The organism is Agrobacterium sp. 5Ca39, from assembly GCF_055382365.1.
Window position 1 is genome coordinate 2,322,593 of the sequence record NZ_AP026436.1, and the last position, 15,028, is coordinate 2,337,620.

At 58.9% G+C, this 15,028-nt stretch carries 15 protein-coding genes; 6 read left to right on the forward strand and 9 right to left on the reverse strand.

Going from position 1 to position 15,028, the window contains the following annotated elements; translation table 11 throughout:
* Positions 1 to 76 precede the first annotated feature (76 nt).
* The gene (locus ACZ47E_RS11480; RefSeq protein ID WP_006698258.1) at positions 77 to 814 is read left to right on the forward strand and encodes a Bax inhibitor-1/YccA family protein; all 738 of its coding nucleotides are present in this window, start codon (positions 77 to 79) and stop codon (positions 812 to 814) included.
* 114 nt (positions 815 to 928) lie between these two features.
* Here ACZ47E_RS11480 and ACZ47E_RS11485 read toward each other — a convergent pair whose 3' ends face one another.
* From ACZ47E_RS11485 to acnA, 3 genes are all read right to left on the reverse strand, one after another.
* The gene (locus ACZ47E_RS11485; RefSeq protein ID WP_004443903.1) at positions 929 to 1,321 is read right to left on the reverse strand and encodes a DUF2794 domain-containing protein; all 393 of its coding nucleotides are present in this window, start codon (positions 1,319 to 1,321) and stop codon (positions 929 to 931) included.
* A 389-nt stretch (positions 1,322 to 1,710) separates the two neighbouring features.
* Positions 1,711 to 2,451: a DUF1223 domain-containing protein gene (locus ACZ47E_RS11490; protein ID WP_072495153.1), complete on the reverse strand. Its 741-nt coding sequence runs from the start codon at positions 2,449 to 2,451 to the stop codon at positions 1,711 to 1,713.
* Between the two features lie 189 nt (positions 2,452 to 2,640).
* Positions 2,641 to 5,334, reverse strand: coding sequence for an aconitate hydratase AcnA (gene acnA / locus ACZ47E_RS11495; RefSeq protein ID WP_464016851.1), 2,694 nt, complete (start codon positions 5,332 to 5,334; stop codon positions 2,641 to 2,643).
* Between the two features lie 269 nt (positions 5,335 to 5,603).
* On the opposite strand from acnA, the gene ccmA reads away from it, so the two are divergent.
* The 5 genes from ccmA (at position 5,604) to ACZ47E_RS11520 (ending at position 8,722) form a co-directional block, all read left to right on the forward strand.
* Complete coding sequence (gene ccmA / locus ACZ47E_RS11500; RefSeq protein WP_278067059.1) at positions 5,604 to 6,245, forward strand: heme ABC exporter ATP-binding protein CcmA; 642 nt, start codon at positions 5,604 to 5,606, stop codon at positions 6,243 to 6,245.
* 202 nt (positions 6,246 to 6,447) lie between these two features.
* Positions 6,448 to 7,107: a heme exporter protein CcmB gene (gene ccmB, locus ACZ47E_RS11505; protein ID WP_004443913.1), complete on the forward strand. Its 660-nt coding sequence runs from the start codon at positions 6,448 to 6,450 to the stop codon at positions 7,105 to 7,107.
* 74 nt (positions 7,108 to 7,181) lie between these two features.
* On the forward strand, positions 7,182 to 7,943 hold the full coding sequence (locus tag ACZ47E_RS11510; RefSeq protein ID WP_278067060.1) for a heme ABC transporter permease: 762 nt from the start codon (positions 7,182 to 7,184) through the stop codon (positions 7,941 to 7,943).
* A gap of 3 nt (positions 7,944 to 7,946) precedes the next feature.
* A complete protein-coding gene (gene ccmD, locus ACZ47E_RS11515; protein WP_278067061.1) occupies positions 7,947 to 8,120 on the forward strand; it encodes a heme exporter protein CcmD in 174 nt (57 codons plus the stop codon).
* A complete protein-coding gene (locus ACZ47E_RS11520) occupies positions 8,117 to 8,722 on the forward strand; it encodes a DsbE family thiol:disulfide interchange protein (protein ID WP_107340296.1) in 606 nt (201 codons plus the stop codon). Before ccmD ends, ACZ47E_RS11520 begins: the two co-directional genes overlap by 4 nt.
* A gap of 14 nt (positions 8,723 to 8,736) precedes the next feature.
* Here the strand turns inward: ACZ47E_RS11520 and ACZ47E_RS11525 are convergent, their stop codons facing one another.
* The 6 genes from ACZ47E_RS11525 to dapF form a co-directional block, all read right to left on the reverse strand.
* Positions 8,737 to 9,918, reverse strand: a complete 1,182-nt coding sequence (locus ACZ47E_RS11525) for a GGDEF domain-containing protein (protein ID WP_278067062.1) — start codon at positions 9,916 to 9,918, stop codon at positions 8,737 to 8,739.
* Between the two features lie 122 nt (positions 9,919 to 10,040).
* Positions 10,041 to 10,637 (reverse strand): DUF2585 domain-containing protein, encoded by a 597-nt coding sequence (locus ACZ47E_RS11530; protein WP_035207953.1) that lies wholly within the window; start codon positions 10,635 to 10,637, stop codon positions 10,041 to 10,043.
* Complete coding sequence (locus tag ACZ47E_RS11535) at positions 10,634 to 11,284, reverse strand: septation protein A (protein WP_004443928.1); 651 nt, start codon at positions 11,282 to 11,284, stop codon at positions 10,634 to 10,636. Before ACZ47E_RS11535 ends, ACZ47E_RS11530 begins: the two co-directional genes overlap by 4 nt.
* A 2-nt stretch (positions 11,285 to 11,286) precedes the next feature.
* Positions 11,287 to 12,723 (reverse strand): signal recognition particle-docking protein FtsY, encoded by a 1,437-nt coding sequence (gene ftsY / locus ACZ47E_RS11540; protein ID WP_278067063.1) that lies wholly within the window; start codon positions 12,721 to 12,723, stop codon positions 11,287 to 11,289.
* Positions 12,724 to 12,755: 32 nt separating this feature from the next.
* Positions 12,756 to 14,030 carry a tRNA (N(6)-L-threonylcarbamoyladenosine(37)-C(2))-methylthiotransferase MtaB gene (mtaB, locus tag ACZ47E_RS11545; RefSeq protein ID WP_278067064.1) on the reverse strand — a complete coding sequence of 425 codons (1,275 nt, stop codon included), beginning with the start codon at positions 14,028 to 14,030 and terminating at the stop codon, positions 12,756 to 12,758.
* Positions 14,027 to 14,926 (reverse strand): diaminopimelate epimerase, encoded by a 900-nt coding sequence (dapF, locus tag ACZ47E_RS11550; protein WP_464016852.1) that lies wholly within the window; start codon positions 14,924 to 14,926, stop codon positions 14,027 to 14,029. Before dapF ends, mtaB begins: the two co-directional genes overlap by 4 nt.
* Positions 14,927 to 15,028 lie beyond the last annotated feature (102 nt).

Sequence of the window (15,028 nt, forward strand, 5' to 3'; positions counted from 1 at the left end):
GCTTGCTGAAGCTCCGCAGCGGCGCCCGGGAGGTATCCCGACACCGTAGCAATTACGGAGCTCAAAAGAGGAAACAATGGCTGACTTTAATAACTACCAGAACCGCATGGCGCAGACGCGTGCACAGTCTGGTGCGCTGATCGACGAAGGTCTTCGCGCCTATATGCTCAAGGTTTACAACCTTATGGCGCTGGCTCTGGTCATCACCGGCGTTGCCGCGTTCGGCACTTATACGCTCGCCGCTTCCAATCCGGCTGTCCAGCAGCTGCTTTTCGCGTCGCCGCTTCGTTGGGTCGTGATGCTCGCTCCGCTGGCACTGGTCTTCTTCCTTAGCTTCCGCATCCAGAACATGAGCGTTTCCGCTGCGCAGACGACCTTCTGGGTTTACGCCGCGCTGATGGGTGTTTCGCTCTCCTCGATCTTCCTGGTCTATACCGGCCAGAGCATCGTGCAGACCTTCTTCGTGACCGCGGCTTCGTTCGGTGCGCTCTCGCTTTACGGTTACACGACCAAGAAAGACCTGTCTGGCATGGGTTCGTTCTTGATCATGGGCCTGTTCGGTCTGATCATCGCTTCGATCGTCAACATCTTCCTTGCATCCTCCGCGCTGCAGTTCGCGATTTCCGCGATTGGCGTGCTGATCTTCGCAGGCCTGACCGCCTACGACACCCAGAAGATCAAGGAAATGTATTTCGATGCCGACGATGTTGCCGTCGCTGGCCGCAAGGCCATCATGGGTGCGCTGACGCTCTATCTCGACTTCATCAACCTCTTCACCTTCCTCCTTCAGTTCCTCGGGAACCGCGACGACTAAGGGATTGGGTCCTACGGAAAAAGAAAGGCGACCTCAGGGTCGCCTTTTTTATTACCTCATTTCGCTCAATGCGCCTGATCGTCCGTTAAGGCAGGAGACTGACGTTATTGGAGCTCATTCGATAAGTTTCAAAACCTTGTCGAAAACCTTGAGGACTTGCGGCAGCTCGTGGCCGCGCTTCAGAATGCGGCCATCCACATTCACGACGCTGTAGGCTCCCTGCTTCGCCGCCAGCCTGGGGTTCTTTTCGATCCTATAGAGCGGCATTTCTCCCGACCGTTTAAAGACGGAAAACACCGCTTTTTCCTTCAGATGATCGATGGCGTAATCCCGCCACTCCCCTTCTCCCACCATGCGGCCATAAATGCGCAAAATCGCATCCAGCTCGCGGCGGTGAAAGGTCACCGGCAATGGATCCTTGTTCTTCTTGTATTCACGGAGATCGATAACGGTGGAGCTGTCGCGTGAAGCGGTTTGAGCCTGCTGCACATCCGGTTGATCGGTCATCCAGTACCTCCGATTCCACCCAAATCATCAGATCAATGTGAGCTTGGCGGCTCGAAATTGCAAGTGTTGTCGACTTACGGCGCTCACAGGATCCAGATGGGGTTTCTCGGCTTCGAAAGCTCTGCAGGCAGAAAAACAATGCGACAACGAGCATCTGCCCCAACATCACCGACAAACCGTCCCGCGCAAGAGCAGGGTAAAAACGGTAACCATTTAGGCACCCATTTTACGGGCGCCTGCCGTATTTCGGTCAAACCATGGCCTGAATTGGGTGGAATAGTCGCATTGTCAATTGATGCCTAGGCACCAAGATGACCCGGTCCGGTGCATTGACCCTTTACCCCCAGCCCCCAGTGCCCGGACCGGATCTTCAATCGCCAGATCGGCGATTATGGCGTTTCGTTCCCCAATAAAATACTTGCACCGACAATCGCCGCGGGATCACCGCTTGCATTCGCCGTCTGCAACAGCACGGCGCAGCCGCCCTTTTTTACCTTGGCGACCACGCTCGCCGGCAGCTTTACCGTCATCGGCGAACCGTCCCACATGCCGACCGTCTGCACGTCATAAACGCTGTGCCAGTAGGACATTTTTTTTCCCTGGTTTTCACCCTTCTGCACATCCACGGTCTGCTCCCGGGTGAAATATGCGACGACGACATCGGCCTTGCCGCTGCCGGCACCGATATCGATCTCCACCTCATCACCCGCAAATTTTGACGAGACGGGCACGTTCAATCCCTTGCCCTCACGCTTGAACGAGTCGAGCCTGTCATAGATCCCGCGCACATCCGCGCCCTTGACGTGGTCACGGCCGTTCAGAATGGCCTGCGGCGTGTAGACCCCGTTGCGGCCGAGTGCACGCATGTAACCGTATTGCCGTTCGGTATTTTCCTTGGATGCGAGCGAATCCGTCCAGCCGAGATAGTTCCAATAATCGACATGATAGGAGAGACCGACGACGTCGCCCTTCTGGATCATCTTGCGCAGGGCCTCATCCGCCGGGGGGCAGGATGCACATCCCTGCGATGTGAACAATTCGACGACGCCCTTCACCGCCTCCTGCGCCTGCGCGGAGGTGACGAGCAACGTGCCGAGAAGACATATCGACAGGGGGAATTTCAGCGGCATTACAAAAACCTTTGTCCGGAAGAGATCCAGACGAATTGATGCGATCAATCCCGCCGGGATGCAAACCGGAAAATAACGTCTAACGCCCTTCAATAGAAAGTCACGAAGGGGTGAGCGACAATCACAAAACAAGCGACTTGAAACGGAAAGACGCCGGGATTCCTCCCGGCGCCTTCGATTGTCGAAGCTTTACGCAGCCAGATCGCGCAGAACGGTCTGCAGAATACCGCCATTGTTCATGTAGATCACTTCATCAAGCGTATCGATACGGCAAAGAAGCGGAACTTCCTTCACCGTGCCGTCGCTGTAAGTGATCTTGGCGATCTTCTTTTCACGCGGCTTGATCTCGCCTTCGAGACCGTCGATCTCAACGATTTCATCGCCTTTGAGGTCGAGGCTCGCCCAGGACGTTCCCTCTTCAAAGACGAAGGGGACGACGCCCATGCCGACCAGGTTCGAACGGTGAATACGCTCAAAGGACTGCGCGATGACCGCCTTGACGCCGAGCAGGTTGGTACCCTTGGCCGCCCAGTCACGGGATGAGCCGTTGCCATATTCGACACCTGCAAAGATGACGAGCGGAACGCCCTCAGCCTTGTACTTCATTGCCGCGTCATAGATCGACATCTCTTCCTTGGACGGATAGTGAATGGTGTAGCCACCTTCCTTGCCGTTCGGGCCGAGCATGTGGTTGCGGATGCGGATGTTGGCGAAGGTGCCGCGCATCATCACTTCGTGGTTGCCACGACGTGTGCCGTACTGGTTGAAGTCGGCAACGCCGACACCGTGATCGGTGAGATAAGCACCGGCAGGCGATGCCGCCTTGATCGAACCGGCCGGAGAAATATGGTCGGTGGTGATCTTGTCGCCGAAGAGACCGAGAACGCGCGCGCCCTTGATGTTCTTGAGACCCGAGCCCGTCTTGCCCATGCCCACGAAGTAGGGTGGGTTCTGGACATAGGTCGAGTTGTCGTCCCAGGCATAGGTCTGACCCGGCGGCACCTGAACGGCCTGCCAGTTGGCATCACCCTTGAAGACGTCGGCGTACTTCGTCTCGTAAAGCTCGCGCGTAACGTATTTCAGGATGAACTCCTGAATTTCCTTCGAGGTCGGCCAGATATCCTTGAGATAGACCGGGTTGCCGTCCTTATCATTGCCGATCGGCTCCTTGGTCAGGTCCTTCTGGACCGTACCGGCAAGAGCGTAAGCGACGACGAGGGGCGGAGAGGCCAGATAGTTCGCCTGCACGTCAGGCGAGATACGGCCTTCGAAGTTGCGGTTACCGGAGAGAACGCCGGCCGCAATCAGGCCCTTGTCGTTGATCGTCTTGGAGATCGGCGCCGGCAGCGGGCCGGAGTTGCCGATGCAGGTCGTGCAGCCGAAGCCAACGAGGTTGAAACCGATCGCATCGAGATCCTTTTGAAGGCCCGACTTGTCGAGATATTCGGCAACCACCTGTGATCCAGGTGCAAGCGACGTCTTCACCCATGGCTTGGAGGTCAGCCCCTTGGCGACAGCGTTACGGGCGAGAAGGCCGGCAGCGATGAGGACGGAGGGGTTGGACGTGTTGGTGCAGGAGGTGATGGCGGCAATTGCCACATCGCCGTGACCAAGATCGAAGTCCTCGCCTTCAACCGCGTAGCGGCTCGAAAGCTGGCCGGGCTTCTTGTAGTCGTTTTCGAGAGCCGTCGCGAAATTGGGCGCGATTGTTTCGAGCGGCAGGCGGCCTTCCGGACGCTTCGGGCCGGCCATGGACGGTACGACGTCGCCGAGGTCAAGTTCCAGCGTGTCGGTAAAGACAAGATCGGAACCGTCGCCGGTGCGCCACATGTCCTGGGCCTTGGAGTAGGCTTCCACGAGGGCAATACGATCCTTTGCACGGCCGGACATCGTCAGGTAATTGATGGTTTCGCTGTCAACCGGGAAGAAGCCGCAGGTCGCGCCATATTCCGGGCCCATATTGCCGATGGTCGCCCGGTCGGCCAAAGACATTGAATCAAGGCCGGGGCCGAAGAATTCGACGAACTTGGAAACGACGCCCTTCTTGCGCAGCATCTGCACGACGGTCAGAACGAGGTCAGTCGCGGTGACGCCCTCCTTCACCTTGCCAGTCAGCTTGAAGCCGATGACCTCAGGCAGAAGCATGGAAACCGGCTGGCCAAGCATGGCCGCTTCAGCCTCGATACCGCCGACGCCCCAGCCGAGAACGCCGAGGCCGTTGATCATGGTCGTGTGGCTATCCGTGCCGACGCAGGTATCCGGATAAGCGATGGTCTCGCCGTCCTCTTCCTTGGTCCAGACGGTCTGGCCGAGATATTCCAGGTTGACCTGGTGACAGATGCCCGTGCCGGGGGGAACAACGCGGAAGTTCTTGAATGCCTGCTGGCCCCACTTGAGGAAGCGGTAACGCTCGCCATTGCGCTCATATTCAAGTTCGACGTTGCGGGCAAAAGCGTTCGGCGTACCGAATTCGTCAACGATAACGGAGTGGTCGATGACGAGATCGACAGGAACCAGCGGATTGATCTTTTCGGGATCGCCACCCAGCGCTTTGATACCATCACGCATCGCAGCAAGATCGACCACGGCAGGAACGCCGGTAAAGTCCTGCATGAGAACGCGGGCGGGGCGGTAGGCGATTTCGTTTTCGGTGAGGCCCTTGTTGTTGAGCCATTCGGAAACCGCCAGAATGTGTTCCTTGGTAACGGACTGGCCGTCCTCGAAACGCAGGAGGTTTTCGAGCAGGACCTTCATGGAATAGGGCAGCTTGGAAACGCCCTTCAGGCCATTGGCTTCAGCCTTGGGCAGGCTGAAATAGACATAGTCCTTACCATCGACGGTAAGAACGGAACGACATTTGAAACTGTCGAGTGATTTGGGCATGGATAAAAACCCCGCTTACACTGATAGCCAACACGTTCGTGCGGACACCTATGCACTCATGCACATCAGGATGCGGGTACGACCATTTCCGCTGTCCGCACGTGAAAATTGCTCCTCGCAATCGTCAAGTCCGGCGCAAGATGATGTTCACGCCGGCCGCTGGCGTGTTGACACCCATATAGATAATTTCAGACAAACGTGCCAGACCATTCCACGACGCTAATCGATTTTTTTATGATCGAACGGCAAATTTTAATCGGAACCGCAGCATGCATCTGACGGCGGAAAATCTTGGCGTGCGACGCGGCGAAGATTTCATATTCATGAACATTTCCTTCAAGTTAAGCGACGGTGAGGCGCTGGTGCTGACCGGGCGTAACGGCTCGGGAAAATCGACGCTGCTGCGCACGGTGGCCGGTCTGTTGCGACCCGAGCGGGGGCAAGTGAAGATAGCCGGCGAAGGAATAGAAGCCGAGATGCGACCTTCGGAAGCGTGCCATTATCTCGGCCATCGCAATGCGATGAAGACGGAACTGACAGTTTCCGAGAACCTGCGCTTCTGGAAGGATTTCCTTGGAGACTTTCATGGCGCGGCGGGCGTAGCGATTGACGAAGCGGCCGAGAGTGTCGGCCTTGCCCGCATTACCCACCTGCCTTTCGGTTACCTGTCCGCCGGTCAACAGCGCCGCTTCGCGATGGCAAAGCTCCTTGTCGCATGGCGGCCGGTGTGGATTCTCGATGAACCGACTGCGGCGCTCGACAGGGCGGCAGACGACATGTTTACCGACCTTGTGAAAGGCCATCTTGCAAAAGGCGGTATCGTGCTGGCGGCAACCCATCAGCCTTTGGGGCTGGAAAAGGCGCAGGAGTTGCAGATGACCGGGTTCGCGGGCGTGGAGGCTTGGGCGTGATGGCGATGTGCACGCGGCTTACCCCCCTCTGTCCTGCCGGACATCTCCCCCTCAAGGGGGGAGGTCGGCAAGAGGCGCTACAGCCACTCGATTCTCGAGCATTGAGTTGGACGAGACCTAACCGCGAGTCGATCTCCCCCCTTGAGGGGGAGATGTCCGGCAGGACAGAGGGGGGTAAACTACACCCACCGAGGCCACGCCAATGACCGCTCTCTTCCTCCGCGATCTCAAACTCTCCATCCGCGCCGGCGGCGGCGCGCTGATCGGCGTCCTGTTCTTCATGACAGTGGTTGCCGTCATCCCTTTCGGCGTTGGACCCGATCTCAACCTGCTTGCTCGTATCGGCCCGGCCATTGTCTGGATCGGCGCACTTCTGTCCGCCCTTCTCGGCCTCGACCGGTTGTTCCAGGCCGAACGCGACGACGGCTCCCTCGATCTCATCCTGATGCAGGAAACGCCGCTGGTGCTGACCGTCTTCGTCAAATGCCTGGCGCACTGGGTATCAACGGGCCTGCCCCTGGTGCTGGCATCGCCCCTTCTCGGCCTGTTCATGAACATGGACGAGGTGGCAATCGGCGCGGTGATGCTCACCCTTCTCGTCGGCTCTCCCGCCATCACCTTCATCGGCGCGGTAGGGGCGGCGGTTGCCGTTGCCCTGCCACGCGGCGGCCTTCTGGTCTCCATCCTCGTCCTGCCGCTCGCCATTCCGGTGCTGATCTTCGGTGTCAGCGCTTCCTACGCGGCAGTGCAGGACCCGGCGCCTTTCCTGCCACCCTTTCTCATTCTCTGCGCGATCACGTTATTTTCAGCCGTGACCGGCCCTTTCTTTGCCGCTTTGGCACTGCGCAATGTTATGGATTGAGGAAACCGCAACGCACGATACCCTGTTGACAGGGATCAATTGCGGGGCGGCCATTCTCGGGTTACACAAACGGCATGAACGAGCAGACTTTCTCCATCACCAAGTTCAGCGATCTCGCCAATCCCACGCGGTTTCTGGCGCTGGCGGCACGCATCCTGCCATGGCTCGCCGGTTTGACCGCGCTGGTGCTGGCGGCCGGCCTCTACATGTCCTTCACCTCGGAAGGAGATTACCAGCAGGGTTACACGGTGCGCATCATGTATGTGCACGTGCCCTCCGCCTGGCTAGCCATGATGTGTTATTCGGTCATGGCAATATCCGCCATCGGCACCCTCGTCTGGCGTCATCCGATAGCCGATGTCAGCCATAAGGCCGCAGCCCCCATTGGCGCGGCCTTCACGCTGATCGCACTTATCACCGGTTCGCTCTGGGGCAAGCCTATGTGGGGAACCTGGTGGGTGTGGGATGCGCGGTTGACTTCCGTTTTCGTGCTTTTCCTGATGTATCTCGGGCTCATCGCACTCAACCGCGCCATGGACGATCCATCCAGAGCCGCCCGCGTCAGCGCGGTGCTGATCCTCGTCGGGTTCGTGAATATTCCGATCATCAAGTTTTCGGTCGAGTGGTGGAATACGCTGCATCAGCCGGCAAGCGTCATCCGGATGGGCGGCTCCGCCATCGACGCGGAGTTTCTCTGGCCGCTTCTGACCATGGCGATCGGTTTCACGTTGCTGTTCTTCACCCTGCATATCGCCGCCATGCGCAATGAAATCTGGCGCCGCCGCGTGGCCGCGCAACGCCGGCTTGCCGCTCGCATGGCGAACCGGGAGGGTTGAGGGATGACACACGCCTTTTATATCGGCATGTCCTATGCGACGACCGGCCTTGTCGTTCTCTGTCTCATCGCCTGGGTCGTCGTTGACGGCCAGGCACGCAAGCGGGAACTGAAGGAACTCGAAGCATCCGGTGTGCGCCGCAGGGCAAGAGCCGGTTCCGCTGGTGACGGCAAATGACGCAGACTAACCAGAATGACACATCAAAATCCAGGTCGTCTGGCCGCGCACGTTACGCGCTGGCGCTTCTTCCCTTGCTGCTGTTCGGCGGCTTTGCCCTCGTTGCCGGCAAGATGCTATATGATCAGGATGTCAACGGACTGGATGTCAGCGCCATACCGTCAGCGCTGATCGGTACCAGGGCGCCGACCCTGTCGCTGCCGCCGCTGGAAGGTTCGAACCTGCCGGCACTGACGGATGCCGCCATCAAGGGCAAGCTGACGCTGGTCAATGTCTTCGCTTCCTGGTGCATTCCCTGCCGGCAGGAACATCCGCTGTTGCAGGAACTGGCGAAAGACGACCGCATCACTGTCGTCGGCATCAATTACAAGGACAAGCCGGACAATGCCCTGCGCTTCCTCGGCGAGCTCGGCAACCCCTTTGCCGCGATAGGGGTAGATCCCAGCGGCAAGGCGGCGATTGACTGGGGTGTGTATGGCATTCCCGAAAGTTATCTGGTCGGCGCGGACGGCACGATCCTTTACAAAAAGGTCGGCCCCTTCGATGCCCGCAGCGTCGAGCGCGACCTGCGACCGGCCATTGCGGCCGCAGCCGGGAAATAACCGCTCGTAAGGCATCACGCCTTGTTAACGACCCTCAGAGGCGGGCCTTCCGCCGGCAGACGCATGCCTTCCAGCACCACCTGATCGCGACCGCCGCGTTTTGCGGCATAAAGACTGTCATCAGCACGCTTGATGGCGTCGTGAATGGAATGATCGCCCCTCGCGACCGCCGAAACACCGAAGCTCGCCGTGATCTGACTGGTCACACCCCGGTTGCGCCAATCCAGTGACGACAGGCCTGTCCGCATGCCATTGGCAAGCTGGCTGGCCGCAGCAGCCGTCTGACCGGGCAGGAACACCACGAATTCCTCGCCGCCGAAACGCGCTACCAGCGCATCCTCGGGTGCATTTTTTGTGAGAAGATCGGAAAGGCCGATGAGGACGATATCTCCCGCCGCATGGCCGTAGACATCATTGATACGCTTGAAATGGTCTATGTCGCAGGCAATCACCGCGCCATCAGGCGTATCATTGCGAAAGTCGGGCACACGCCGGTCGAAGCCACGGCGGTTCAGCACGTCCGTCAGGGGGTCATGCTCCGCCGCGTGCTGATGCCGGTCCACGGTGACGGAAATCTGGCTCGCGAGCACCGAAAGCGCGAGCAGGAAGCCAAAAATACTCGCAGCAAGCTGCATGTAGAAAGCATAATCCGACTCGAAGAACTCGCTGAGCTCGATCATCGAGCCTCCCGGCGTCATCACCAGCAGCAAGCCGATGCGCACCAGCGTCTCCACCACCACAAGACAGGCGATCCCCACCATCAGCCTGTCGGCAAGCGCAGCCGGGCGCTTTCGCACGAGCCAGACCGGGATCGCGAGCAAAAGGGCGCAAACGAGATCGCCGATGACGAGTTCGCGTTTCAGATCGGGCGTGATGAAAACATGGAAAGAGACCAGCAACACCGCAACCACGACGATCGACAGCCGCGCCTTGGTATAGACCGGCCGCACGAAATGGGTGAGCAACGCGTGGCCATAGAGGAAGAAGGCGGAAAAGAACAACAGATTCGAAAGGATCGCCTGAACTTCAAAAGGCAGCCCGCCAAGCACCAGCGGTGTTGCAAAAGCAAAGGCCGCTGAAAGATATCCGATACCCCAGTAGCGGGCGGAAGCCTGCCCGGTCCTCTGCAGGAACAGAAACACCACGCCGAATGTCAGCATGATAAAGGGAAGAAGATAGGCGAAATTGTCTTGCAATGGGTTCTGCCGGAGGGAGAGACGAGCCTTTGAACCCGGATGTTACCGCAATGCCCTTAAGAAAGCCTGCATATATCGCGCGATTCCAGGGCCGTTCGGACTGCAATGTCGACGAACACCGTTCACATTTGCGGGAGCGCGTTCTGCCATTCCTTTATGGCTTCAACAGGCCAGACAAGCATGACGACGTTGAGCGTCAGGTTGTCGCGGATCAGCCAGCCGGTGAATATCTCGAAGAAGATGGCGGCCACCACGGTTAGCCACACCGGCGCACGGCCGGCGAAGAAGAAACCCAGCGCCATGAAAACCGTGTCCATCGCCGAGTTCAGGATACTGTCGCCCGTGTACCCCAGCGCCATCGTCGCGGTTCGGTAGCGATCGATGATGATGGGCGAGTTTTCAAGAATTTCCCACGCAGCCTCTACCAGCACCGCAAGGGAAAGCCGCATGGAAAGCGGCTTGTTGCGGAACAGCAGCCACGCAAACCAGTAGAACAGGAAGCCGTGGATGATATGTGACGGGGTGTACCAGTCAGCGATGTGCTGGGAGTTGCCCGGTGTATTCACGCCAGGCTCGAACAGCTTCACATAACCGCATTCACAAATCGGAATGCGGCCCATGGCGTAGAGAATGATGATCTGCAGGAGAAGCAGCCCGGCGGCCACGCCGAACCATTTAAGCGAACGCGAACGGGAAGCCGGCATCTCCGCAACTGTCATTTTTCGTCCTTGCCAAGCGGCTCGACAGAATGGCGCATCACAAGCGGCATCTGCGCCATGGTGAAGATGATGGTGATCGGCATGGTGCCCCAGACCTTGAAGGCCACCCAGGTGTCTGTGGAGAACATGCGCCAGACAACCTCGTTCAGCACCGCCAGAAAGAGGAAAAAGATGCCCCAGCGCAGCGTCAGCTTGCGCCAGCCCTCATCCGTCAGCTTGAAGGCGGAATTGAAGACGTAACCGAGTAGGGACTGCCCGAAGAACAGGCCGCCCAGCAGAATGACGCCGAACAGCGTGTTGACGATGGTCGGCTTCATCTTGATGAAAGTGTCGTTCTGCAACCACAACGTCAGAGCGCCGAACACGAAGACCACGATGCCTGAAATCAGCGGCATGATCGGCAGCTTGCGCGTCAGCACCCAGGAAACGGAGAGCGCAATTGCCGTCGCGATCATGAACAGGCCGGTGGCGATGAAGATCGGGCCACCGAACTCTGTCAGAACCGGAAAAGTGGTGGCAAGCCATTCGCCGCGGGAATTCGCGAAAAAGAAAACGACGAGCGGGCCAAGCTCAAGCACGAATTTCAGGAGCGGGCTGATTTCCGCCACCATCTTTTCGCTTTCCTTGGAATTGCTTTCAATATCCATACTCAAACTCCCGCAATGGCCTTGGCGAAATCTTCCGCCTCGAAGGGCTCCAGATCGTCAACACCTTCACCCACGCCGATGAAATAGACCGGCAGCTTGTGTTTTGCAGCGATGGCGACGAGGATACCGCCCCGCGCCGTGCCATCCAATTTTGTCATAATCAGGCCAGAAACGCCCGCAACGTTGCGGAATATTTCCACCTGGTTCATGGCGTTCTGGCCCGTTGTCGCATCCAGTGTCTGCAACACGGTGTGCGGCGCATCCGGATCGAGCTTGCCGAGCACGCGCACGATCTTTTCCAGCTCCGCCATCAGTTCCGTCTTGTTCTGCAAACGGCCCGCCGTATCGATGATGAGCACATCGCTTTTCTGCGCCCGAGCCTGCTCATAGGCGTCGTAAGCGAGACCCGAGGCATCTGCCCCAAGCTTGGTGCCGATGAAGTCCGAGCCGGTGCGGTCGGCCCATATCTTCAACTGCTCAATCGCTGCCGCGCGGAACGTATCGCCGGCCGCCAGCATCACCTTGAGGCCCGAGCCAGAAAGCTTGGCGGCGAGCTTGCCGATGGTCGTCGTCTTGCCCGTACCGTTGACGCCGACCACGAGAATGACATGCGGCTTGTGCGAGAGATCCAGTTCCAAAGGTCTGGCAACAGGCTTTAGCACCTTGGTGATTTCACCAGCCATAATGCGCGCCACATCTTCACCGCTCACATCCTTACCGTAGCGTTCGGATGACAACGCGCCGGTGATGCGCATGGCGGTCTCGACGCCGAGATCGGACTGGATGAGAAGATCTTCCAGCTCGTCGAGCGTATCTTCATCCAGCTTACGTTTGGTGAAAAGCGCCGAAATCTGTGTGGTTAGCTGCGAAGACGTGCGGGCAAGCCCGGCCCGCAGGCGCTGAAACCATGTCAGTTTCACCTCAGGTGCGGCAGGCGCAGGCTCCTGCCGTTCGCTGGCGGACGAAAAACCCTTTGGCAGGGCTGGTGGAACCGCAATGGGTTCAGGCGCGGTCGCGGCTTCCGCCTCGTCAAGCAGCGCATCCATCGCATCGGCATCAAGCACGACGTCGGCAGCCTCCGGAGTCGGCTCGACCTGCTCCTCGGCAGCCGCTTCCGCCTGTAGCAACGACAATGGCACCAGGCCCATATCGCCGGAAAGCTCGGCACCGGGAAGAAGCGGCGCGTCCTCGTCTTCATTCTCGCCGGAGGAGGCTAGATCTTCCGCCTCGTCGGGGGCCGGGCCGCCGGCCGTCTCCATCTCCAGTTCGGAAACAGGGTCCCTGTCGACAGCATCATGCGCTTCGGCGTCGCTCAGCGCCGCTTCGAAAGAGGCGTTTTCATTGCCGCGCTCAAGCGCAGCATTCTCTTGTGGCCGCTCTTCCGTTTCGGCCTTGTCCTTGCCGAACGAAAAGACTTTTTTGATGAAGCCGAGGGCCATGGTTGTTCCCGTGTCTCTTTTCTTGCGCTGTCTCAGGCCGCATCTGCGGCTAGAAGCCTCATATTCAGATGTTTGCCGTTGTGGCCGGTAATCGCAACCCGCGCAAGAGTGCGCGGGGCAAGATCGGGCGCCGCCACCAGCGTGAAATTGTCCGTATGGGCAAAACCGTTGTTTTCGACGAGGATCGTCTGCGCCGAACTGACCATACCTTGCAGATGCGCCATCCTGAGCACTTCACCCCGCACGCGAAGCCTCGCTGCCCGCTCCTTCACAAGCGCGCGGTCCAGCTGCGGCATGCGTGCGGCCGGCGTGCCGGCACGCGGGCTGTAGGGAAAGACATGCAGGCTGGAAATGCCGCATTCTTCCGCAAGCGTCGCGGCGTTCTCGAACATCTCTTCTGTCTCAGTCGGGAACCCGGCGATCATATCCGCGCCGAAAGCGATATCTGGCCTGAGGGCCCGCACCTCCTGACAGAAGCGGATAGCATCGGCACGTGAATGGCGGCGTTTCATGCGTTTCAAAATCATGTCGTCGCCATGCTGGAGTGACAGGTGCAGATGCGGCATGAAACGCGGATCACCGGCAATCAGATCCATCAGATGGTGGTCGGCCTCGATACTGTCGATGGAAGAAAGGCGCAGGCGCAGAATGTCGGGCACCTGCTTCAGCAATGTCTTGGCAAGATAACCAAGAGAAGGCTCACCCGGCAGATCGGCGCCGTAACTGGTCGCATCCACGCCGGTCAGTACGATCTCGCAATAACCGCTCTCCGTCAGCCTGCGGGCCTGATCCACCACCGCACCCATCGGCACGGAGCGCGAATTGCCACGGCCATAAGGTATGATGCAGAAGGTGCAGCGATGATCGCAGCCGTTCTGCACCTGAATGAAGGCGCGCACATGCCCGTCTATGTGCTTGACCATCTGCGGCGCAGTCGCCTTGATGCTCATGATATCGTTGACACGCAGTTTTTCTTCCGCCGAAACGCCAAAATCCGGCAGCGCGCGATAGGAGGCGCTTTTCAGCTTTTCCTCATTGCCCAGCACCGCATCCACCTCTGGCATGTCGGCAAAGGTCTGCTTCTCGGTCTGGGCGGCACAGCCCGTCACGATGATGCGCGCATGTGGGTTGTCGCGCCGGGCGCGGCGGATCGCCTGACGAGCCTGTCGCACCGCTTCCCCGGTCACCGCGCAGGTATTGACCAGCACGGCATTGTTAAGCCCGGCCTTTTCGGCCTCCGCCCGCATCACTTCCGATTCATAGGTGTTGAGACGACAGCCGAAGGTTATGACCTCGACCCCGCTCATACAGCCCCCCGCTCGACAGCATCCCGCGCCCACAAGCCGGTAATGGGATCGACAGAACCTGACCATTCCCATTCGGCCGGGCCGGTCATGATGACGTGATTATCATCACGCCAGTCAATGGTCAGCGGCACGCGGATGGGGCTTGAGGCGACATCGATGGTGACCGTTCGGCCGGTGCGGCCGGTGCGGGCAGCGGAAACAGCTGAAGCGCAGGCGGCGGAACCGCAGGCAAGCGTCAGCCCGGCGCCGCGCTCCCAGGTGCGGGTGCGAAGCGCGCTCTCTGAAATCACCTGCGCCAGCGTGATATTGGCCTTTTCCGGAAACATCGGATGGTTTTCGAGAAGCGGCCCGAAACGTTCGAGATCGAACTCCATCGGGTCACGATCAACCCAGAATATGGCGTGCGGGTTGCCCATCGACATGACGGCAGGCGAATGCAGGATCGGCGCGTCGATCGGCCCGATCTGCAACTCGATGCGGCTGGTATCGTGGAATTCTTCCGAAAGCGGAATGTCGCTCCAGCGGAAACGCGGGAGCCCCATATCGACCGATATCATGCCGTCTTCATGCTCGACGGCATTCAGGATACCGGCGACCGTCTGGAAGGTGAAGCTAGTCTTGCCGGTTTCGGACGACAGCGCCTGCACCACGCAACGCGTGCCGTTGCCGCAGGCCTGCGCCTTGGTGCCATCGCAGTTGAGGATGTCAATATAGGCATCCGTTCCTGCGATACGCGGATCGTGGATGGCCATGATCTGGTCGAACTGGGTGGCAGGATCGGCATTGAGGGCAATTGCTGCCTCTGGCGTGACCATATCCTTTCGGCCGCGCATATCGACAACCAGGATCTTGTTGCCAAGCCCGTTCATCTTCGCAAATTCGACCGTGTTCGCCATCGCTTTAAACCTGAAAACCGCTTTTCATACGGGATTTTCCCGTGCTTTCGCCCTATATGGCGGAAACACCGGCAAATTACCAGACTGTTGCGTCGCAAACGG

Excerpts from the sequence above, each read along its gene's own strand:
- ACZ47E_RS11480 (WP_006698258.1), top strand. The coding sequence starts at position 77 with ATGGCTGACTTTAATAACTACCAGAACCGCATGGCGCAGACGCGTGCA.
- ACZ47E_RS11485 (WP_004443903.1), bottom strand. The coding sequence starts at position 1,321 with ATGACCGATCAACCGGATGTGCAGCAGGCTCAAACCGCTTCACGCGAC.
- ACZ47E_RS11490 (WP_072495153.1), bottom strand. The coding sequence starts at position 2,451 with ATGCCGCTGAAATTCCCCCTGTCGATATGTCTTCTCGGCACGTTGCTC.
- acnA (WP_464016851.1), bottom strand. The coding sequence starts at position 5,334 with ATGCCCAAATCACTCGACAGTTTCAAATGTCGTTCCGTTCTTACCGTC.
- ccmA (WP_278067059.1), top strand. The coding sequence starts at position 5,604 with ATGCATCTGACGGCGGAAAATCTTGGCGTGCGACGCGGCGAAGATTTC.
- ccmB (WP_004443913.1), top strand. The coding sequence starts at position 6,448 with ATGACCGCTCTCTTCCTCCGCGATCTCAAACTCTCCATCCGCGCCGGC.
- ACZ47E_RS11510 (WP_278067060.1), top strand. The coding sequence starts at position 7,182 with ATGAACGAGCAGACTTTCTCCATCACCAAGTTCAGCGATCTCGCCAAT.
- ccmD (WP_278067061.1), top strand. The coding sequence starts at position 7,947 with ATGACACACGCCTTTTATATCGGCATGTCCTATGCGACGACCGGCCTT.
- ACZ47E_RS11520 (WP_107340296.1), top strand. The coding sequence starts at position 8,117 with ATGACGCAGACTAACCAGAATGACACATCAAAATCCAGGTCGTCTGGC.
- ACZ47E_RS11530 (WP_035207953.1), bottom strand. The coding sequence starts at position 10,637 with ATGACAGTTGCGGAGATGCCGGCTTCCCGTTCGCGTTCGCTTAAATGG.
- ACZ47E_RS11535 (WP_004443928.1), bottom strand. The coding sequence starts at position 11,284 with ATGGATATTGAAAGCAATTCCAAGGAAAGCGAAAAGATGGTGGCGGAA.
- ftsY (WP_278067063.1), bottom strand. The coding sequence starts at position 12,723 with ATGGCCCTCGGCTTCATCAAAAAAGTCTTTTCGTTCGGCAAGGACAAG.
- mtaB (WP_278067064.1), bottom strand. The coding sequence starts at position 14,030 with ATGAGCGGGGTCGAGGTCATAACCTTCGGCTGTCGTCTCAACACCTAT.
- dapF (WP_464016852.1), bottom strand. The coding sequence starts at position 14,926 with ATGGCGAACACGGTCGAATTTGCGAAGATGAACGGGCTTGGCAACAAG.